The organism is Gilvimarinus chinensis DSM 19667, from assembly GCF_000377745.1.
GTDB lineage: Bacteria > Pseudomonadota > Gammaproteobacteria > Pseudomonadales > Cellvibrionaceae > Gilvimarinus > Gilvimarinus chinensis.
The window spans coordinates 1,257,307-1,278,033 of the sequence record NZ_KB898706.1 but is presented as its reverse complement, the minus strand read 5'-3'; the positions used below and the strand labels follow the sequence as shown (position 1 = coordinate 1,278,033).

Here is a 20,727-nt window from a genome sequence, read left to right as displayed (position 1 = left end):
CCCGACAAGTTCCGGCTAAAAAAAAGGCGACCTAAGCCGCCCTTTGATTGAGTGCAGCCCTTAATTAAGGCCCGCTATATAATTCGCTACCGCTTTAATTTCTGCGTCGCTCAAGTTCTTAGCAGCCATACGCATAATGGAAGCTTCGCCATCATTCGTGCGCTCGCCACCGCGGAAAGCCCGCAACTGCTTTTCAATATATTCGGCGTATTGGCCACCCAAACGAGGGTAAGCGGCAGGCTCGTTGCCTTGGCCTGTGGGCGAGTGGCAACCAATACAGGCTGGAACGCCCGTTTCCAGGTTGCCGGCCCGGTATAAGTGCTCACCCAATTGCAAAGCATCGACTTCAGCCCCACTGTTTACCTTAACCGTAAGCTCTTTGGCGCCACTCAACTGCATGGTCTGGCCTGCGTAAAACGCAGCGATATCAGCCAAGTCCTGGTCGCTCAAAGCGCTGAGGATGCCTGTCATCTCCGGGATGGCACGACCTACAGTGGCCTTGTCTTCACCCGTGGCTTTGTCCCAGTCCTGAATATCGTGCAGCTGCTTTAACAGATAAGCCTCACCGAGGCCTGCAATTTTAGGGAAAGTAGGCGCAGGGCTGTTACCATCGCTACCGTGACAAGCGGCACAGACCGCTACTTTGTCTGCGCCTGCCGTAGCGTCGCCCGCCGCGGAAGCCACAGAAGAGGCGCCCAGAGCGATCAGCAGAGTTAAAACATGTTTTTTCATTGGCTAACCTGTGACATCGTCTTTTTTGTGTTGGCTGAACTGCCTTGACGTAAAGGGCCAGGCAAATCCCTGCCAGATTCCACTGGCATGGGCCGGTTGCAGCGGGCATTATATACTAATTGACCGATCACAAAAGGGGCGCCAATCTGGCCCTGCACTACCGAGTTATTCAGCCACATGACCCAACGTATAAATTTTAATCAGGCTTTCTTTACCCAAAGCGCACCCAGTATTCGCGAGTGTCCGCCCGAGTCCGGGCGGGAAGTCGCCTTCGCGGGCCGCTCCAACGCGGGAAAGTCCAGCGCCATCAATACCCTCACGGGAAACTCCAAGCTCGCTCGCACCAGTAAGACCCCAGGTCGCACTCAGCTCATCAATTATTTTGAACTCAGCGAAAATACTCGTTTAGTGGATTTACCTGGTTACGGCTACGCCAAAGTTTCGCGCGAAATGAAAGAGCGCTGGCAAGAAAACCTCTCGGAGTATTTACACGAGCGCCAATGTCTGGCGGGACTGGTGGTGGTAATGGATATTCGCCACCCAATGCAGGAACATGACACTCTTGTTATCAATTGGGCCGTTGAAGCGCAAATGCCGGTTCACCTGCTTCTGACCAAAGCCGATAAGTTAAAAAAAGGCCCGGCGCAAAATACGCTGCTACAGGTGAAAAAATCGTTAAAAGAAGCCGAAGTAGACGACTTGGTGACCGTCCAAACCTTTTCATCGCTAAAAAACGCAGGTTTAGACCAACTGAAAAGTAAACTCAATGAATGGTTATTGCCTGAGAATCAGCCAGCCCAGTAGCCTTAGGCTGCCCTCTCGTGTCGCTGTATACGTAATTTGAAGACAAAAAAAACCGGTAACGGGGAGTTACCGGCTGCAATACTGACACCCTTGGGGGTTGATGCCAGTTACGGATCACCATGCTAAGCAATTCGTTGGTACTTACTCAGACCAGCGCTTTAACGGGAAGTTCAGCCCAGTTTGTAAAAGTTTGTGATGGGGTCGGAGTTTTTGCACGAGCGGTAAAATCTTGCGGATAAAAAAAACCCCAACCAGAGGATTGGGGCTTAGTGTCAGAAGTCTATTCTGCCAAATTGACCCGAAGGTCAAACGAGGAGGAGCTCATGAAAAATCAACGTACTCTTCAGTGTGCTGACTCTTTGAGCGCCTCTTAGCGGTAAAGTTCAAAATTTCTGCAACTTTTTTCACATTCGCGCCAAATCGGCTAAAAGGGCAGATTAATGCGCCTCATCCCAGCTATCGCCCACCTCTGCTTCAACAATCAGCGGCACGGTCAGTTCCGCTGCCTCGCTCATACGCTGAATTAACCCCTCGCGCACCGCCTCAGCATCAGGCTCGGCCACTTCCAGCACCAGCTCATCGTGCACCTGCATCACAATGCGCGCATCGAGATCGCTCTCGGCCAACCAATTCGCCACACTGACCATGGCAAGCTTGATAATGTCCGCCGCCGTCCCCTGCATAGGGGCGTTAATGGCGGTACGCTCGGCGGCTTGTTGCAACATTTTATTACGGGCATTGATTTCCGGCAGATACAAACGCCGGCCCTGTAAGGTTTCTACATAGCCCTTTTCGTGAGCTAAAGCGCGAGTTTCGTCCATATAACGGGCCACACCCGGGTAGCGCTCGAAATAACGATCGATGTAACCCTGAGCTTCGTTGCGCGGCAAGCCCAGTTGCTTACCCAGGCCGAAAGCGGACATTCCGTAAATCAGACCAAAATTAATGGCTTTAGCGCGACGACGCATTTCATCGGTCACTTTGTCGAGCTCGGTGGCGAATACCTCGGCAGCGGTCGCCCGGTGTACATCCAGCCCTTCGGCAAAGGCGTGCAGTAGGCCCTCATCTTTTGATAAGTGCGCCATAATTCGCAGTTCAATCTGCGAATAGTCCGCCGCCAGCACCTTATAGCCTTTGGGCGCCACGAACGCCTTGCGGATACGACGCCCCTCTTCGGTGCGAATGGGGATGTTCTGCAGGTTCGGATCGGCGGATGACAATCGCCCGGTCGCCGCCACCGCTTGATGATAAGAGGTGTGTACCCGACCGGATTGCGGGTTAATCATCTTCGGCAGCTTATCGGTATAAGTGGACTTCAATTTCGCCAGACTGCGGTATTCCAAAATCAATTTTGGCAGCGGGTAGTCCAGCGCCAGCTCTTGCAGTACATCTTCGGCGGTAGAAGGAGCGCCCGTTTTGGTCTTTTTCACCACCGGCAGCTCTAACTCTTCAAACAAAATCACCCCCAGTTGTTTCGGGGAGCTTAAATTGAATTCTTTGCCCGCAATATCAAAGGCTTCACGTTCAAGGGCCACAAGGCGCTGCTCCAACTCTTTACTGTGTTTCCCCAGTTGCGCGGCGTCGATCAGCACACCGGTGCGCTCAATGTCGGCAAGCACTGGCACCAGCGGCATTTCTATATCCAGCAACACGTGACGCAGCGATTCATCTTTTTCCAGATCGGGCCATAGTTTGCGATGCAAACGCAGGGTTATGTCAGCATCTTCCGCGGCGTAGGGTGCGGCGTCTTCTATTTTGATCTGGTTAAAGGTGAGCTGCTTGGCGCCTTTACCGGCGATATCTTCAAAATGAATGGTGTTGGTATCCAGGTAACGCTGGGCAAGCGAATCCATATCGTGGCGTCCGGCCACGGAATTAAAGACGTAGGATTCCAACATGGTGTCCCAGGCAATTCCGCGTAAGGTAATGCCGTGATTGGCCAACACATTGCGGTCGTACTTTAGGTTTTGCCCCACTTTGGCCTTGCTCTCGTCTTCCAGCAGGGGTTTAAGTTGGGCCAGAACCCAGTCGCGATCCAACTGTTCCGGAGCGTCTAAATAATCGTGTGCCACCGGCACATAGGCGGCTTTGCCCGGCTCTACCGCAAAGGAGACGCCAACAATTTGCGCTTCCATGGCGTGCAAGCTGGTGGTTTCGGTATCAAAGGCAAAATAATCTGCGCTGTTTAGCTGTTGTAACCACTGGGTAAAGCTTGACTCATCCAACACTGTATCGTAGTGAACACTTACTTCTTCTGCGAGTTCAACGGGTTTTGTGCCTTCTCCGCTAACGTCAGTCAGCTCATCCACCCAGGTTTTGAATTCCATGCGCTCGAACAGCGCCAGCAGTTGCTCATTATCCGGCTCGCCCAAGGCTATGTCTTCAACGCTTATATGCAGAGGAACATCCAGACGAATGGTGGCAAGCTCGTAAGATAAGTAGGCCTGATCTTTATTATCTTGCAGTTTTTCAGGCATTTTTTTGGCGCCACGAAAATCCAGCTCACGAATGGCCTCCAGGTTCTCATACAGCGCGTTCAAGCCGCCCACGCCCTGCAACAAAGCTTTCGCTGTTTTTTCGCCCACGCCCGGCACACCGGGAATGTTGTCCACTTTATCGCCCATCAGCGCGAGAAAATCGATCATCAACTCGGGGCCAAAGCCATACTTTTCGCGCACTCCGTCTTCATCCAGCACACTGCCGGTCATGGTGTTGACCAAGGTAACGCGGTGGTTCACCAGCTGAGCCATGTCTTTATCGCCGGTGGAGATCACCACCGGTCGACCATCCTCTTTGGCTTGTGCCGCCAGGGTGCCAATCACATCGTCGGCTTCTACGCCCTCTTCTATTAGCAGCGGCAGCCCCATGGCCTTAACAATGTTGTGAATAGGCTCTACCTGAGGACGTAAATCGTCGGGCATTGGTGGGCGCTGAGCTTTGTACTCGGCGAACAGCTCATCGCGAAAGGTTTTGCCTTTGGCATCGAATACCACCGCCACCGGGCTGCCGGGATAGTCTTTTAGCAGACGGCGGATCATGTTGATCACACCCTTTACCGCGCCTGTGGGCTCACCCTTTGAGTTCGTCAGGGGCGGCAGCGCATGGTACGCGCGGTAGAGATACGAGGAGCCATCCACAAGGACGACAGGGGACTGATCGGTCATAGCAAAAGTTCTTGTCTGTTAAATCTTGAGTGCGAAAGCATACACCAATCGCTCTCTCACTGTTGCACAGTCGCTTTTTGCCTTACCCCACCAAGTGTTACCCAGCCTCTCACTTTGCTCCGTTTTTGCTCAAAAATTAAAAAATCACCGAGATACAGTCAGTTAAAGGTAATTTTTATCAGAATAATTAACTAAAAATATGAAAATCGACTAGACATTAACCGTTTTTTTGTTACCATACGTAACAGAAGGTAACAGACCGCCAAAAGCGATCGACTACCGACCACCAAGGCGACACACCAGCGCTTTGGTATCACCAACCAACGGAGGGAAATCTTATGAAGACCTATGGTGTATTACTGGCAGGATTACTACTCGCATCAGGCGCAGTAGCCGACGAAGCCACCTCAGACGTAAGCGAAAGCCTAACCCTGGCCGCCGCCGAACGCTCTGAAAACATCCGCTTTGCAATCGACACCCCGGCTAACGCCGAAGCGATCAAAGTGGTTGATTTAGAAACGACTGCTAAATCTGAAGAACTGGCGGACAAAATCAGCGCCAAGCTGGATGCCAAGTTCGAAGAGGAAATGAAGCGTCAACTGGGCCTGTAAACCCAGTACTAGCAAGTGAGAAGACTCCCAAAGAAAAGTGGCGCCACTGACGCTTTTCCCAGGGATATTCCCACAAGCTGTATCAAGATATTTATTTAAGCTTTGCTGTTCACGTTCGCAGCAATCCGTGTCATCAGCCCCCTTCAAGCTACCTATACTCAGCCTTGTAACAGGGACATTTTGACTTGGCACCCGCCAGAAGGATGGATACACGTGGACAATAAACTGATGTTCTCAGAAGCGGGCGTTTTTTATCTGCAGCAGCTCGCCAGCCTAGTCTTTAAACACTCGGGAGTACGCCACAAACTCTCTACCCGGGAAGGGCAAATCAGCCTGCTGCACGCGGGTCAATCATCGGCCCAGAGAGATATTCAAAACTGCTGGCGTCAACTTATTGCGACACTGCAACCCCAGCAGAAGCTCGCTCTGGAGCGCGAAGGCCTCCACTTCACCCCATCACTCAACCGTCAAGCAAGCTGAAAACGTATTTCCCATCTCTTGCATAAGAGCAGAGTAACTGTCTAAGTGCTCAGCACTGGCAAGCGGGTCCAGGGTGGATACGGCCAACCCCAGCTGTTGCGCCATATTACTGAGCGCCTGGGAATCTGCGTAGGGCTCTACAAACAGGCAAGTTGCCGCCTGCTGCAGATGTTCTTGCAGGTGATACAAATGGCGAGCACCAGGGCTTTGCTCTGGAGTCTGGGTGACAAAATCCACTTGAGTTAACTGATAGCGGCTCACAAAGTGGCCGTAACCGTCGTGATACACCGCGAACCCCCTATCTTGCACGGGCTGCAGTTGGGTCGCCAAGCTATGATCCAACTCCGACAAATTTGTCGCAAGCTCAACAAGCCTTTGCCGGTAAAAGTCCGCTTTGGCGGGACGAAGGTGTGCCAAACGGCTCGCCAATGCTTCGGCGATAGCAGCTGCATTTACAGGGTTTAGCCACAGGTGCATGTCACGTTCGTGCTTATGATCGTGGCCATGATCATGATGGTGAGCCTCGTCTCGCGGTTCGGGCCAAACCACTCCTGTTACCTCAGCTGCCGCCAGGCTCTGGCCGCTTTTGGACTGCAGCATTTTCTGTAAAAAGCTTTCCAGCTCAGGCCCGACCCAGACAATCACATCTGCCTGATCCAAAGCGCGACGATCAGATACGCGCATGGCATAAGCGTGAGGCGAAACCCCAGGCGGCAGTAATGCACTAACGCGGTCATCCGGAGCTACCAGCTCGCTTGCGATCAGAGCCAAGGGCTTAATGCTTGCCAAAACCTCAAGCGGCTCTGCGCGAACTGCGGCCGAGGCAAACAACGTAAAGAGAATCAGCGACCGAACGAGGGTGCGGCCCAAAATAGAAACAAGCGACATAGCGAGGCAATTCGGTAAACCAAAGATAGTTATAGTATAACATATTCGTTATAATCGCCCGATGGATACTGCACCCCTTGCGTTTAGCCGCCACAACCACAGCCATTGCGTGAGCGATGCGCTGGATGCCGCCACGACCCTGTGCACCGAGCGCGGGGCCAGACTCACGCCCTTGCGCAAGCAGGTGCTGGAGCTGATCTGGCAAAGCCACAAACCCCTGGGCGCTTACGCGATTCTCGATCAGCTGGCCGCCCAAGCGACCAAGCCGGTAGCCCCGCCGACGGTGTATCGCGCGCTGGACTTCCTGCTGGAGCAAAAGCTGATACACCGCATCGGCGCGCTCAACGCGTATATCGGCTGCCCCCACCCGGACCATCACCACGCCAGCCACTTTTTACTTTGCGACGACTGTGGCCGAGCCGAAGAAATTCATTCCAAATCCGTGAGCCGCAGCATTCAAAAAGCGGCTAGCGAGGCAGGCTTCACCGTGCAATCACAGTCACTGGAAGTGTTTGGTCTGTGCCCCGACTGCAGCCCGCAGGATAAGCATGACGCCTGAGCCCGCCGAGCTTCTGCTGCAAACTGCAAACCTTAGTGTCATACGCGGTGGCCGCACTCTGGTTGACGGTGCGGACTTATCCGTACACGCTGGTGAAATTGTCACCTTAATCGGCCCCAACGGTGCAGGCAAAACCACGTTAGTGCGAGCCATTTTGCAGTTAATGAGCTTTAACGGCGGCAAGCTGTACCGCAAGCCCGGGCTCCGTATTGGCTATATGCCACAAAAATTGCACATAGATCCCAGCCTACCGCTTACGGTCGAGCGCTTTTTAGGCCTGGGTAAAGGAAAAAAACATCAAGCCCAACAAGCCCTCGCCCGTACAGGGGCCGAGCATCTACTGTCTCAGCCGCTGCAAGCATTGTCCGGCGGTGAAACCCAAAGGGTGCTTTTGGCAAGAGCTCTGCTGCAACAGCCTCAGTTATTGGTACTCGACGAGCCTGTACAAGGGGTAGACGTAGCGGGCCAGGCAGCGTTATACGCGCTGATTAACGAGTTGCGTAAAGAGCTTGGCTGCGGCGTATTATTAATTTCCCACGATTTACATTTGGTGATGGCGAATACGGATACCGTGGTATGTTTAAACGGTCACGTGTGCTGCCACGGCCACCCGGCTCAAGTCACCGCCGATCCGGCGTATCTAGAGCTATTCGGCCATCGCGCCGAAGCGCAAATCGCGCTGTACACCCACCACCACGATCACGCACATGACCGCTGCGATGAAATAGACCCGGAGCACTCCCACCATGCCTGAGTTTTTACTGCTGGCGCTGGCGGCGGGCCTCGGTGTGGCCATGGTAGCTGGGCCGCTCGGCTGCTTTGCGGTATGGCGCCGCATGGCTTACTTTGGCGATACCATGGCCCACTCCGCTCTGCTGGGCGTGACCTTTGGGCTTTTGCTGGACATTAATCTGAATGCCGCTGTGGCATTTGGTGGCCTACTGCTGGCTCTGGCACTAGTAGCACTACAGCGCAGTCGCCAACTGGCCACCGATACACTGTTGGGAATATTGTCTCACTCTACTCTGGCGCTGGGCCTGGTAGCCATCAGTGTTATCGGCCCCGGCCGGGTGAACATTATGGGGTATTTATTTGGCGATATTCTCGCCACTACCACAGCAGACGTCATCACCATCTGGGCGGTCGGCACCTTTGTGCTAGGGGCTCTTGCAGCGTTATGGAAACCTTTATTAGCAATCACGGTGCATGAAGATTTAGCCCGAGTGGAAGGCATACGAGTCACTTTTGTGCGCACCGCATTAATGCTGTTAATGGCCTTGGTCATTGCCATAGCCATGAAGGTTGTAGGCGTATTATTGATCACCGCACTGCTGATTATTCCCGCCGCTGCCGCACGACGCTTGAGCCACACACCGGAACAAATGGCTGTAAGTGCCAGCGCTATTGGTGCTTGCGCCGTTATCGGTGGGCTGGCGGCATCGTTTTACTGGGATTGGCCTGCAGGCCCCGCCATCGTCCTTGCTGCTACCAGCGGATTTGTTCTCTCGCTGATAGCGTCGGCACTGCGTCGTTCCATGGCTTAACCCCTGCAAGACCGACCGGCTTAATGAGCAGGGCGTCACCAAAGCTTCACCTTTTTGTTGTCTCACTGTCATACTTGGCGGCCAATATTTGGCCAACGCAAAGCTGAGGCCGCAGCCATGACAACACCAACTGCCACCGAATCAAACCCTTCTCACCGCAAGACTTCTCCCTCGGTAAAACCCCAATCGCCGCTTATCAAGGGCCGCACAATCTGGATTTCTGATATTCATTTGGGCTCGCGCGATTGTAAGGCAGAGTATCTGCTGGAGTTTTTAGACAACATCAGTTGCGACACACTGTACTTGGTCGGTGACATCATTGACATGTGGGCCATGAAACGAAAATTTCGCTGGCCCAAAGATCACTACAATGTTTTGCTGAAGCTTTATGAGCTAGCCAATAACGGTACGCGTGTCATTTATGTACCGGGCAACCACGATGAGCCCATGCGCCGTTTCACCGGCAACCTGTTTGGTCCTATAGAAATCATTGAAGAGCACGAATACACCTGCGCCAATGGCAAACGCTATCTGATCATGCACGGTGACGCCATGGATGCCTACATCAACTTGTCTCACCTCACCCGCTTAGTGGGCGATGTAGGGTACGAGCTGCTTCTGTTTATTAATCGTTGGGCCAACCGCTGGCGCAAGCTCATGCGTCGGCCCTATTTCTCGCTGGCAGGAATGATTAAAAACAACATCAAAGGCGCTAAACACGCCATTGAAACCTACCAAAGAGAGGCCTGCGAGGAGGCGCGCCGCCGAGGCTTTGATGGTGTAATTTGCGGCCATATCCATTACCCCTCCATGCATAACGAACAAGGTATTCGTTATTGCAACACCGGTGACTGGATAGAAAACTGCACCGCCATTGTTGAAGATTATTCCGGCCACATGCGCTTACTGCACTACAGCGATCAGCTTCAATGGCAGGAAGAGGCCCAAGGTAAAATCGCCCAAGCCGCTTAAATTGCTGTTATTAAAATAGGAATTCACGTTTACACAGGTCGCATTTATTGCGGCCTTATGAACGTCGTTCGAGCTTTTTCCACTTCACTTCGATACACGCATTCTCGAAGGTGATCATTCACCAACCCCATCGCCTGCATAAATGCAAACGCAGTTGTTGGCCCGACAAACTTCCAGCCGCGTTTTTTCAGCGCTTTTGCTAGTGCGACGGATTCTTCTGTAGTCGTTTGCGTTTGCGGCGCAACCGCAGACTTGCCTGCAGGTTCAAACCGCCAAAAAAAAGCAGCGAGCGAGCCCTGTTCAGCCACCAGCGCTTTGGCCTTTTGCGCGTTGTTAATAACGGCTTCAATTTTCCCTCGGTGCCTGACGATACCTTCATCTTTCAATAGGCGCTCGATATCGCGCTCCGTAAACGCCGCTACTTTATTAAAATCAAAACCCGCAAACGCGCGGCGAAAATTATCGCGTTTCGCCAAAATAGTTCGCCAGCTCAGACCCGACTGGAAACTCTCCAGACAGATTTTTTCAAACAAGCGAATATCATCATCGACCGGGTAACCCCACTCATTATCGTGATAGGGGAAAAAAGCCTCCACATTGCCACACCAACCACACCGAGGTTTACCGTCGGGGCCGTTTACCGTTTTACCCATATCACCGTCTCCGTATGTCAGGTCTTATCCAATTGCCTATACCTTAAAGGCTAATCCAGCCGCTGCCTGCTGCCCCGATCCTGTTGCTCGCTGTCGTATTCCGGTTTAAAGCGCTCCTGAACCCAGCGACGCACCGCTTTGCGCTTGCGCCGTGAGGTCAGCTGTTCGGTATAAATACTGTGCGCCTGTAACTCGATACGATCATCTGCCTCATGAATCCGAAACGCCCGCCTGGCACCTATTAAATGTTGGCTCGGTCCGTGAGTAACCGCCACGCATAATTCTACACGGCTGCCGTCTAGGGACTGACTGCGCCTAGCATCCTGTGTAACTATATCCGGGTGGCAACGGAAAATATCGTCAAAACTGCCCAACACCAGATACCCGCCAGGTTGAATCGGCCCCTCCTGCAAACGAGGCTCTACATCACTATCTTCTGGAGAATGGCGCTGGTAGTCCGTGATAAAACAGCTGCGCACCCCCTTATCGGTTTCAATATAGGCGACGATGCTTTGTACATGAATCGGCTCTTTGCTCATATTTACAAATAAACAAGGGGCTTCAGGACCGTTGCCTTGCGCCTGATGAATAATCATAAACGGGCGGTTAGACCTGCGGTAACTTAGATAGAAAAATTGTAAATAAATCAACCAAATAGCCGTCATAATTAAGTTGCTGGCGGCGCTAATCCAGTCGGTACTCACAGGCATTCTCCCTCACATTCTTTCACTGATTGGGACACTATGATTCAAAATCCGGGCCGACTAGGGTCAGATACACTTTATTCGCCAGCTTACGGTGGTATAGTAGTATGGTAGTCACAATGACCATAACATAGCGCCAATTGCAGGACTCACGATGATCACGCGATTTTTTGCCTTAACCCTTGCCTTGTGCACCTCTCTTACTATCGCCGGCCATACCCACGCCGAAGACGGCTACCGCATGTGGCTGCGCTACCAAGCCGCCGAGCCCACACTCGCCGAGCAGTACCGCCAGCAGTTCAAGCACATCAGCGCCAGCCACAGCTCGCCCACCATGGACTTGGCAGTGCAAGAATTGGAACGCGGCTTACAGGGGCTGACGGGTAAAAGCCCGGGCAACGGGTCTGGCGATAACGGCCGTTTGCTCATCGGTACGCCCGAGCACTCCCCCGAGCTGAAAAAACTGGGCCAGACATTGAGCGGGGTTGGCCCTGAAGGCTTTGTGATTCAAACGCTGGACAATGGCACCACCGCCATTGCCGCCAATTCAGATGTCGGCGTGCTCTACGGTAGCTTCCATCTGTTGCGCCTGATGCAAACCGGTCAATCGGTGACCGATATCAACATTGCCTCCGCACCATCGGTACAGCACCGGGTGGTTAACCATTGGGATAACCTAAACCGCGTGGTCGAGCGTGGTTACGCGGGTTTATCCCTGTGGGACTGGGGCACCCTGCCCGCTTACAAAGACAACCCGCGCTATCACGATTACGCCCGCATTAATGCCTCGCTCGGTATTAATGGCACCGTCATCAATAACGTCAACGCCGACGCGCGGGTACTGACCGACCAGTTTCTTGAAAAAACCGCGGCCCTGGCCGATGTCTTTCGCCCTTACGGCATCAAACTGTATCTGTCGGTGAAATTTAACTCACCCATGTTGTTGGACGGCGTTGAAACCGCCGACCCACTGGACCCCAAGGTTCAGCAATGGTGGAAAGAGCGGGTTAAAAAGGTCTACGAATACATTCCCGACTTCGGCGGCTTTTTGGTGAAAGCCAACTCCGAAGGCCAGCCGGGGCCACAGGATTTTGGCCGCAACCATGCCGAAGGTGCCAACATGATGGCCGAAGCACTAGAGCCTTTCGGCGGTCTGGTATTTTGGCGCGCCTTTGTTTACGCACCCGAGCAGGGTGACCGCTTCCGCGAAGCTTACGATGAATTTATGCCGCTGGACGGCAAGTTCAAAGACAATGTCATTGTGCAAATTAAAAACGGGCCCATCGACTTCCAGCCACGCGAGCCTTTCTCGCCTCTGTTTGGCAGTTTAGAAAAAACCAACATTGCCCTGGAGCTGCAAGTCACCCAAGAGTATTTTGGTTTTTCCTACCACCTCGCCTATCAGGGACCGCTGTTTACCGAGGCGCTAAATGCTGACACCTACGCCCAAGGCGAAGGCACCACCATCGGTAAAATTTTGGCGGGTGATGTGTTTGACTATAAACACACCGGCATGGCTGCGGTCATCAACCCCGGCAATTCGCGCAATTGGACCAGCCACCCGTTTGTGCAAAGCAGCTGGTACGCTTTTGGCCGCCTGGCGTGGGATGTCAATTTAACCTCAAGCGCTATTAGCGAAGAGTGGCTGCGCCAAACCTTTAGTAACGATTCAGCTTTTCTGCAGCCCATGCAAGAGATTATGGCCATCTCCCGCGAGGCGGGCGTTAACTATCGCATGCCGCTGGGCCTCACCCATTTGTACGCCCAAGGCCATCACTATGGCCCGGCCCCCTGGCACGACAAAGCTGGTCGCCCGGACTGGACGGCTTACTACTACCACCAAGCCAGTGAAAACGGCATTGGTTTTGATCGCACCCAATCCGGCTCCAACGCCATCGAACAGTATCACGAACAACTCACCGAAAAGTTTGCCAACCCGGCCACCACCCCCGAGGATATTCTGTTGTGGTTCCATCACTTAAGCTGGGATTACAAAATGGATTCGGGCCGCACCCTCTGGCAAGAGCTGGTACACAAATACGATACGGGCGTGGCGCAAGTGGAGCAGATGCAAGCCACCTGGGAGAGCGTAAAAGATTACGTGGACGCCGAACGCTATCAGCGCGTTAAGGCGCTGCTGCAAGTGCAACTGCGCGACGCCAAACACTGGCGCGACGCCTGCATCAGCTACTTCCAAAGCGTGAGCGGTTTACCGCTGCCCGAAGGCTCAGCCAAGCCCGCGCACGACTTGGAATACTACAAGCGGATGGAAAAAGAGCTGTACGTACCGGACCCCTGGTATCCAACGCCTGGCGGTCATTAAGACGAAAAAGCCCAGCGTTTGCTGGGCTTTTTTTCATCTACTGAAGCTTCTGATCAATTAACAATACACCTTTTTGCTCTTACCTTTCTTGACTGACTAAACCCTCTTACGCGTTACTGACACTTGCGGCTATCCAGCGATAGATATTGGCCAGGCCTGAATTGTTTGTAATAATTTGTCACGTTGCTTTACGCGCCACCCGAGTACAAATACACTTTTGGGCTTTGCTCTCTTACCTTGTATCAAACCTGAACAGTCTGCCTGTTTCATAGCCGGTACATATACTTTGCCAAGCGGTTCGCCGCACACTAAGCTATCGGCCTTTGGGGCCAAACCCGATTTTATGGAGATTTCATCACATGGCATTTGATTACGGGTCGATTGACCTTGGGTTAAAAAACCCGTTTAAACCGCTCGGCTGGGTTACAGCACTAGCGGGCGCAGCGCAAAGCGCCCTTGGAATTGTGCTGCTGGTTTCAGCCGTAGGCTACATAAGCCAAAGCCAGGTGGCGGCCTGGATACTCGTGGCCTTTGGGATGTTTATTCTGATCGGGGGCCTAAGACGATTAGGCGGCGGTATTTTCGCCACTCTTAGGTATTTTGTTGGTCGTAACCCGCCTACATCGTTAGCGCGTAATTTTGCGGCTTCCGAGGCCAGTGGTGCAGAGCAAGAAGCCAAGTACGTTGCCTATTCTGATAAAACCCTCGAAGAAATGTTAATGGGGCGCAAAAACGCCACCTTTATAGAACCTTCAGGGTTGCTGGCGCGATTGCTTCACAGCCTATTTCCACGCCTTCTGTATATGCCCTACCCAATTCGCAATGCCGCACAGCAGGTGTTTGGTGCCTGGGTAAAAACCCTAACCGCCGTTATTGCTTATGCAGTGGTAGCTTTTGTGTCATTAACCGGTTTGGCGGGCGACTGGGGGCCACTGCTGTTTCCGTTTTACTCATTGTTTCTGGCGGTAGCCTTAGGGTTTATCTGGCGCTCGGCAGGCAGAGGCATAGACCGCAGCTTACAAAGCAAAGTGACCACCCTTGGGGCTGGCGGACTGGTTAAAGTATTGATTTGGTCGCTGTTGATTCCAGCCATTATTGCCGTGGCCGTAGCTTTTGTTGCCGCCGACAGCAAAACAGCGGTGCAGGCGGCGGTTGACTCACGTAACGGACTGCTGCAGCAGCTGCATATTTGGCTGTATATTTTTGGCACTTTATTGGTGGCCTCTGTTGTCTGTGCGGTAGTAGGCCTTTTACTGGCCAAGCGCCTGCGCCACGCTCAACCTCTGACAGAAGTCTCCGAGCTGCGTGAAAATTGGCAGGAGTCTGTCCACCCCAATGAAATATTTATTAATCTCGACAATCTGGTTATGGCAAACCGCCGCTATAAAGAGGTACCCAACCGGGTCTACCGGGTGCTTGAACCCAAGTTGCGTGAGCAAGTGGACGGTAAAGGAGAGTTTAGCGGCCAACTATTGCAGGAGATTCAACCCCAGGTTGCGCCGATGGAGCTGGGTAAAACCTTTGACCTTTGGCGCTTTATCGGCACCATTGCCGGGCAGGTTCTGTTTGTTTTAGCGGCGCTGTTTACGTTGTTTGCTGCCTACAAGGTGGTGGATATTTATACCCTGGCGTCATCTTTAAGTCAGACAGATCAGCGCGCAATTGAAGAATGGAAAATACCGGCCAGCCTGAGCGACCCGCTGCTCGCCTTGCTGCACCTGCTATTACTCGGTTTTTTGTGTCGTGCGTTCGGACGGATTTTAGCCAACGCCTGTCGCATGTTCTACGCCGAGATACAGTTCCAGTCTCTGCTGGTGTACTTTAAATGTGAAGGTACCTTTACCGAGTCGAAAATCTCTACCGGTACTGGTATTCACGACAGCACTCGCTCTGAAAATATTTTAGTGCGCAGCTCTATCACTCCCTGGGTTATCACGTCGCGTTTGGTGTCCACCACCTTCGCCGATACCGGTATGCGAAATTTAGAATTTCCCCGTTACATTCTGGAGATGCATAAGGCAGAAACTGATATTGAGGGCATTCGCGCCGATGTAATCGCCTTCTTGAAAGATCGCGAATCCATCGCCTCAATTACCAGTGAGCGTGATTTAGGCAACGCCAGCCAAATTCATCAAATCAATCAACAAACCCGAGCGAGCCTTGGCGCCGAGCACAAACCTGCACTTGAACAAGATTCTGAGAAGGGTGGCTATTTGCGGCGTGAGGCAGACCTGGCAAGCGAAAATGACGATGAAAATGTAAAACGCTAAACACCCTCTGTAGTAGCTCAGCCTGAGCCAATGGTTACCCGTTATCAGCCGGTGTTTATCGGTGTAGATTGAGCTACTACTTTTTCGTCTAAATAAAGGCCAGTATAGTGTTATATAGCCTGTTAAACCCCACGATTTTTCTTGTACCCAAGCATACTTTCCTGCAAACTTGCTCGCCCTTCCTTTTACTTTAAAGGACTTTATGAAAGCTATTTTATACGTCAGCCATGCGGAACAAACATTTGATGCCAACGCTTTAACCGAGCTGTTGCAGCAGGCTCAAGAGCGAAATCACAGCCAAAATGTTACTGGTTACTTATACTTTAAATCGCCGTATTTTTTTCAATACCTGGAAAGTGAAAACGATGAGGCGAGCGAGATCATGGCCAGCATTGAGCGAGACCCACGTCACAAGATTTTGACTGCGTTCAGCCAGAATTTTGAGGGAGCGCGTCGGTTTGGTGAATGGAATATGAAATTCATTAATCAGCAAGGGCTGCCAAAACTCAATTTAGAGCAAATGATCATCGATGATATGTTATCCATAAACGATGAAGTCTATCGCAATGAAAAGAGATGGAAGAATAATATATTAAATATGGTTTCTACTATTGCTCGCAACCAGACACAGCAAGCTCAACAACCCAGACAGCCAGCATAGGCTTACCAGACTCACCGAGTGCTATTCACATTAGCTCTCAAATAGTTACGCGCGCATAAATTCATTATTGAATACTGCGCGCGCTTCTTAACCTTTACCGCATTAATTTTTCTATATCACCCTTAATAGCTTCAGCCACCAAGGTGTAGCCGTATACTTCCGGATGCAGTAAATCCGGCATCACCTTTTCGGTTAACACGCCGTCTTGGGTGAGAAGTACACTGTTGATATCCTTAAAGAAAACACGCTTATTGTCAGCGAAGTTGCGAATACGGGCGTTGACCAAGGCGTTGTTTTTGCGCAGTACATCGTCAGCAGTGGCGCCGCGCGGGTAAATTGCCAAGAGCAACACCTTGCTGTTGGGCACGCGCTGCTCAAGCTCAACAAGAATGTGCTGAATACCCTCGGCAATGCGGGCCGGATCATCCTGCCGGTGACCGGTATTGTTGGTACCGATCATTAACACCACAAGCTTTGGATCGGTTTCGTCTACCTCGCCATGCTGTAAACGCCAAAGTACGTTCTCGGTACGATCACCACCGTACCCCAGGTTTAAGGTGCGGTAATCACCAAAATACTTTTCAAACACCTTGGCGCCAGACTTCTCCCACCCTTCGGTGATTGAATCGCCTATAAAAATAAGCTCGGGATTATTGTCACGCGCTTGTTTTAATTTTTCTTGGTGGCGCGGCATCCACCAACTGAGCGCCCAATGTTCGTTAAGCGGTTGGGGCGTTATAGCCACGGTTTTCTGATCCGGGCACTCAAGGGTTGTGCCGTCCACCGCCTGTAAATTTTTCTGCCATCGCACGGAGGTAAACGTTGCTTTGCCGCTACCACCGGCCCCAAAACGTAAAGGCACGCGAATAAAGCCTGCGCTCTCGTGCTCGCGGATTAAACAGCCCGCGGGCAGTTTGACGGTTTGTGGCCCTTTGCCCAGCAGCTTGGAAATTTGGTGTGTCACCGTTACCTTGCGCTCGCAGCCATTGCCACACAGGTACGCAATATCAAACCCGGCATTGTCGAATTTTTCCAGCTGCAGGGTAAACACAACGCCGCCATCTTGCCGATACGGTTCAAGGTTGGCCGGAGGTGTAGTTTCAAAACGAACCGCAGACCACCACGCATCCTGCCACTCAAACACTAAAGCATTATTTTCATTTTGATTTAGCATGACACGGCGTTCGTCACCGAGCGTGAGTGAACCCTTCTGCCAGAGTTTTTCTTGGTCGTGAGTTTGCGCAACCAAAACGGTGTTTTCTGGTGGCCACAAAGGTAATGTTTCTGTCTGCGCCGGGCTTTCGCTGAAGGCTCTTTGACATACAAACGCGAAAGCAAACACCGAGGTAACGAGTCGTCTCATAATGATGGCCTTATCCGTAGGAAAATACTGTTTTGTGGGTTCACCCGGCTTTCGTTGATTGCACTTACTCGGTTCACGATGGGTGTGCCTTTCATTTTTGTACGCTGCCTTATGCCTTAATATCAACAATAGACTTTATTGCACACCGGCGGGCAAGCAACCGGGGCCTATAGGTTCGAATGATTTATACGTCAGTATAAATTCCTGATGGCCAAGGGCTTCAGAAACACTGCGCGCGCCGCTGGCCACATTCATCACGCATTGATAAATTTCCTGCCCCACTTCATCCAGCGTGGCTTCACCGGTAAGAATTTTCCCGGCGTTTACATCCATATCGCCGGCTAAGCGTTTGTAGGTGTCGGGGTTAGCGCAAATTTTTATGACCGGAGAAATGGCCGAACCCACTACCGAACCGCGTCCAGTGGTAAACAGCGTCAGGTGACAACCGCAGGCAATCATTTCGACAATTTCGGCATTGTCTGCAATATTGGGAAAACCAAAGCGCGGTTCACCGTCAGGAACAACGTCTAAAAGATACAAACCACCCGTGGGCGGCACATCGCCCGGTTTGATCAAACCGCTGATTTTTGACGAGCCCGATTTGGAGTAGGCCCCCATGGATTTTTCTTCCAGCGTTGTCAGGCCGCCATCAGCATTGCCCGGCGCAAAGCTGCCAAAACCCATAATGGTGTAGTAGCGCTCGGCCTTGGCGACGCACGCTTGAATCAGTGTGCCCAACTCGGCCGTGGCGGCGCGTTCGGCCATAATGTTTTCACAGCCAATCAGTTCGCCTGTTTCTTCAAACACACAGGCCGCGCCATCGGCGACCAGGGCATCAAAGCAACGGCCAACAGCGGGGTTAGCGGTAATGCCGCTGGTGCCATCGCTGCCGCCGCAAATGGTGCCGATGACCAATTCATTGACCGCCATACTCACCGTGTGAGCCTGAGCGAGCTGATCGCGCATCTGTTTTACCAGGCTCAGGCCAGCAGCAATGGTGCTGGCAGTGCCACCCGATTCCTGAATCACTAACAACTCAGCCGGGCGGCCAGAGTCGCGCACGGTTTGCAGTAAGCTGTCGCGGTCCATGCTCTCACATCCCAAAGACACCAGCAGCACAGCGCCGACATTGGGGTGTGTGCATACGGCCCGCATCATGGCACTGGCGTAATCGTTGGGGTAGCAGCCGGGAAAACCGATTAAATGCACCTCGCTGTCGTCTGCCTGCATCACAATACGACGGCTAACGTGGTGAGCGCACTCCACCAGATAGGCCACCACCAGCACATTGCGAATGCCTTTGCGACCATCGCTGCGCAAGTAGCCACGTAAGGTGGCTTGCGGTTGTTTGCTAGTGCTCACCCCGGCCCCCTTGGTCATCACTACCCCCTAGCCCGTCCGTTACGCGTGTGGCTGGCCAGATAATCGCTTTTTAAGTTGTGCGTATGTACCCAATCGCCCGCCTGAACGTCGCAATACAGCGAACCAATAGGCGCACCGTAACGTAAAATTCGCGTGCCCGCGGACATATCAATGCGGGCAATTTTGTGCCCCAGCGGCACCGTTTGCTTAAGCTTGTAGCCCTGCCCCTCAAGCTCAAACCACGTATCTGCCGCCAGCGTTGCTACGCTGATCAACACGTTATCCTGCGAATGCAATAACACCACCTGCGGGGCTGCGCTTACGGTTTGCGTCATGGCGTTACTCCGCAGGCACCGGTGCCTGAGGGTGCGGCGACTTATTCAATGATCGCATCCCCCCGGGTAGCTGTAATCAAACACCGGTGTTAAACCGGGTGTTGCAGCAATGCCAAAACGCAGAGAAGCACGTTTAGTGGGTGCAATCGGCTGGAATAATCGACCTACTTTAGCGGATAACACCGAGCGCTCGTGCATGGCCGTCTGGGCCTGCACATCGGCCACCTCGCGGCATAAATTGCCCAATGAGGCAGCGCCCATAGCGAAGAGGGGCAGATATACGCCAGTATCGACCACGCGACCCGGCTGCAGATCAATTGCGGCTACCACAGAAAACCTTTTTATAATTAAAAATATACTTACAAGTAAAAACAAGCGGTCGTCGAAAGTCAACCGACTTATGGCGCAAAACACAAGAAAAAGTCCAATAAACTATAAGAGATTAAAGGCGCCAGGAACAGCGCCTTTACAGAATGCTTAATGGCTTTGCTCGGTCAGCTGAGAAGAGATTTTTTGCGCAGCCTCGCGCAGCCTTTCAAGGGCCCGTTCAACGCTGCAAGGCTCTGGGTGGTAAACCACATGGGGCACCGTGAGCGCCGCCAGCGCGCCGCGATACCCGACCACCGGTGCCGACAAGTCGGTTACGCCGTTAATAAAATCGCTGGGTGTACACACATACCCGGCCTTGCGCGCTTGCTCGGCGCTGGAGATAAAACTCTCCAGTTCGGCTTCATCTTCACCGGCCAGGTCTTTGAGCATGACGCTCTGTACATCCGATGCCTGAAAACCAAACAAGATTTTGCCCGAGGCGGCCTTGACCAGCGGCCTGCGGTAACCAATACGCACCGAAAAGCCCAAGTCACCCGGGTTTTCAATGCGCCCAACCACCACAATCTGGTTTCCCGAAGGTACCGCCAAGTGGCAGGACTGGCCAATCTCACGGCTGAGCGCCGCCATAACGGGCAGCGCGGTTTCCAGCAACGCTTTTGTGGGTGCGCGTGCGATACCCAGGGCAAATAACTTGTTCGACAACTCATAGCCGTCGCGACCATCGTCGGCGGGACTGATATAGCCACGGTACTCCAGCGCCAGAACCATTCGAAACAGTTCGCTCACCGAACGCCCCAACTTCGCCGCCATTTGCGATGTGGTCATAGGCTCGCTGGTCGAAGCCAGCAGCTCGAGAATATCCAGCCCTTTTTCCAGCGCCGGTGCCTTGTACTTTCGACTGTCTTCGGTCGCCGCCTTGACGACCACATTGCGTTTACCTGTCATTTTGTCCTTACTCTAAAGTGTCGCTGC

Annotated in this window: 20 protein-coding genes; 10 read left to right on the top strand and 10 right to left on the bottom strand. The window is 52.6% G+C overall.

Features of this window, described 5'->3' with window-relative positions:
* Positions 1-60 precede the first annotated feature (60 nt).
* Positions 61-732, bottom strand: coding sequence for a c-type cytochrome (locus D568_RS0105915; protein ID WP_020208665.1), 672 nt, complete (start codon positions 730-732; stop codon positions 61-63).
* Between the two features lie 177 nt (positions 733-909).
* On the opposite strand from D568_RS0105915, the gene yihA reads away from it, so the two are divergent.
* On the top strand, positions 910-1,536 hold the full coding sequence (gene yihA, locus D568_RS0105905; protein WP_020208663.1) for a ribosome biogenesis GTP-binding protein YihA/YsxC: 627 nt from the start codon (positions 910-912) through the stop codon (positions 1,534-1,536).
* A gap of 437 nt (positions 1,537-1,973) precedes the next feature.
* Here the strand turns inward: yihA and polA are convergent, their stop codons facing one another.
* Positions 1,974-4,700, bottom strand: a complete 2,727-nt coding sequence (gene polA, locus D568_RS0105900) for a DNA polymerase I (RefSeq protein WP_020208662.1) — start codon at positions 4,698-4,700, stop codon at positions 1,974-1,976.
* Positions 4,701-5,038: 338 nt separating this feature from the next.
* On the opposite strand from polA, the gene D568_RS0105895 reads away from it, so the two are divergent.
* The gene (locus D568_RS0105895; RefSeq protein ID WP_020208661.1) at positions 5,039-5,311 is read left to right on the top strand and encodes a hypothetical protein; all 273 of its coding nucleotides are present in this window, start codon (positions 5,039-5,041) and stop codon (positions 5,309-5,311) included.
* Between the two features lie 213 nt (positions 5,312-5,524).
* Positions 5,525-5,791, top strand: coding sequence for a hypothetical protein (locus tag D568_RS0105890; protein WP_020208660.1), 267 nt, complete (start codon positions 5,525-5,527; stop codon positions 5,789-5,791).
* Here D568_RS0105890 and D568_RS0105885 read toward each other — a convergent pair.
* Positions 5,768-6,679, bottom strand: coding sequence for a zinc ABC transporter substrate-binding protein (locus D568_RS0105885; RefSeq protein ID WP_020208659.1), 912 nt, complete (start codon positions 6,677-6,679; stop codon positions 5,768-5,770). The two genes, D568_RS0105890 and D568_RS0105885, sit on opposite strands and share 24 nt — an antisense overlap.
* Positions 6,680-6,740: 61 nt before the next feature.
* Between D568_RS0105885 and D568_RS0105880 the strand changes: the two genes are divergently transcribed.
* The 4 genes from D568_RS0105880 (at position 6,741) to D568_RS0105865 (ending at position 9,754) form a co-directional block, all read left to right on the top strand.
* Positions 6,741-7,238 (top strand): Fur family transcriptional regulator, encoded by a 498-nt coding sequence (locus D568_RS0105880; protein ID WP_020208658.1) that lies wholly within the window; start codon positions 6,741-6,743, stop codon positions 7,236-7,238.
* Positions 7,228-7,992, top strand: coding sequence for a zinc ABC transporter ATP-binding protein ZnuC (znuC, locus tag D568_RS0105875; protein WP_020208657.1), 765 nt, complete (start codon positions 7,228-7,230; stop codon positions 7,990-7,992). The genes D568_RS0105880 and znuC overlap by 11 nt, the downstream gene beginning before the upstream one ends.
* The gene (locus D568_RS0105870) at positions 7,985-8,782 is read left to right on the top strand and encodes a metal ABC transporter permease (protein ID WP_020208656.1); all 798 of its coding nucleotides are present in this window, start codon (positions 7,985-7,987) and stop codon (positions 8,780-8,782) included. The genes znuC and D568_RS0105870 overlap by 8 nt, the downstream gene beginning before the upstream one ends.
* A 117-nt stretch (positions 8,783-8,899) precedes the next feature.
* A complete protein-coding gene (locus D568_RS0105865; protein WP_020208655.1) occupies positions 8,900-9,754 on the top strand; it encodes a UDP-2,3-diacylglucosamine diphosphatase in 855 nt (284 codons plus the stop codon).
* Between the two features lie 44 nt (positions 9,755-9,798).
* Here D568_RS0105865 and D568_RS0105860 read toward each other — a convergent pair whose 3' ends face one another.
* Positions 9,799-10,407: a DNA-3-methyladenine glycosylase I gene (locus D568_RS0105860; protein WP_020208654.1), complete on the bottom strand. Its 609-nt coding sequence runs from the start codon at positions 10,405-10,407 to the stop codon at positions 9,799-9,801.
* A 50-nt stretch (positions 10,408-10,457) separates the two neighbouring features.
* Positions 10,458-11,111, bottom strand: coding sequence for a hypothetical protein (locus tag D568_RS0105855; RefSeq protein ID WP_157497635.1), 654 nt, complete (start codon positions 11,109-11,111; stop codon positions 10,458-10,460).
* A gap of 154 nt (positions 11,112-11,265) precedes the next feature.
* Between D568_RS0105855 and D568_RS0105850 the strand changes: the two genes are divergently transcribed.
* The 3 genes from D568_RS0105850 to D568_RS21000 all read left to right on the top strand — a co-directional run bounded on the left by D568_RS0105850 (position 11,266) and on the right by D568_RS21000 (position 16,365).
* Positions 11,266-13,434: an alpha-glucuronidase family glycosyl hydrolase gene (locus D568_RS0105850; protein WP_020208652.1), complete on the top strand. Its 2,169-nt coding sequence runs from the start codon at positions 11,266-11,268 to the stop codon at positions 13,432-13,434.
* Between the two features lie 359 nt (positions 13,435-13,793).
* Positions 13,794-15,704, top strand: coding sequence for a hypothetical protein (locus tag D568_RS0105845; RefSeq protein ID WP_020208651.1), 1,911 nt, complete (start codon positions 13,794-13,796; stop codon positions 15,702-15,704).
* A 202-nt stretch (positions 15,705-15,906) separates the two neighbouring features.
* Entirely contained in the window at positions 15,907-16,365 is a 459-nt protein-coding gene (locus D568_RS21000) for a BLUF domain-containing protein (protein WP_020208650.1), read from the top strand.
* Positions 16,366-16,459: 94 nt separating this feature from the next.
* Here D568_RS21000 and D568_RS19415 read toward each other — a convergent pair whose 3' ends face one another.
* The 5 genes from D568_RS19415 to D568_RS0105815 form a co-directional block, all read right to left on the bottom strand.
* The gene (locus D568_RS19415; RefSeq protein WP_020208649.1) at positions 16,460-17,728 is read right to left on the bottom strand and encodes a GDSL-type esterase/lipase family protein; all 1,269 of its coding nucleotides are present in this window, start codon (positions 17,726-17,728) and stop codon (positions 16,460-16,462) included.
* A gap of 135 nt (positions 17,729-17,863) precedes the next feature.
* The gene (locus D568_RS0105830) at positions 17,864-19,090 is read right to left on the bottom strand and encodes a UxaA family hydrolase (protein ID WP_245551597.1); all 1,227 of its coding nucleotides are present in this window, start codon (positions 19,088-19,090) and stop codon (positions 17,864-17,866) included.
* 20 nt (positions 19,091-19,110) lie between these two features.
* The gene (locus D568_RS0105825) at positions 19,111-19,425 is read right to left on the bottom strand and encodes a UxaA family hydrolase (RefSeq protein ID WP_020208647.1); all 315 of its coding nucleotides are present in this window, start codon (positions 19,423-19,425) and stop codon (positions 19,111-19,113) included.
* 45 nt (positions 19,426-19,470) lie between these two features.
* A complete protein-coding gene (locus D568_RS0105820) occupies positions 19,471-19,755 on the bottom strand; it encodes an aldo-keto reductase family protein (RefSeq protein WP_157497633.1) in 285 nt (94 codons plus the stop codon).
* A gap of 147 nt (positions 19,756-19,902) precedes the next feature.
* Positions 19,903-20,700, bottom strand: a complete 798-nt coding sequence (locus D568_RS0105815; protein ID WP_020208645.1) for an IclR family transcriptional regulator — start codon at positions 20,698-20,700, stop codon at positions 19,903-19,905.
* Positions 20,701-20,727: the final 27 nt, after the last annotated feature.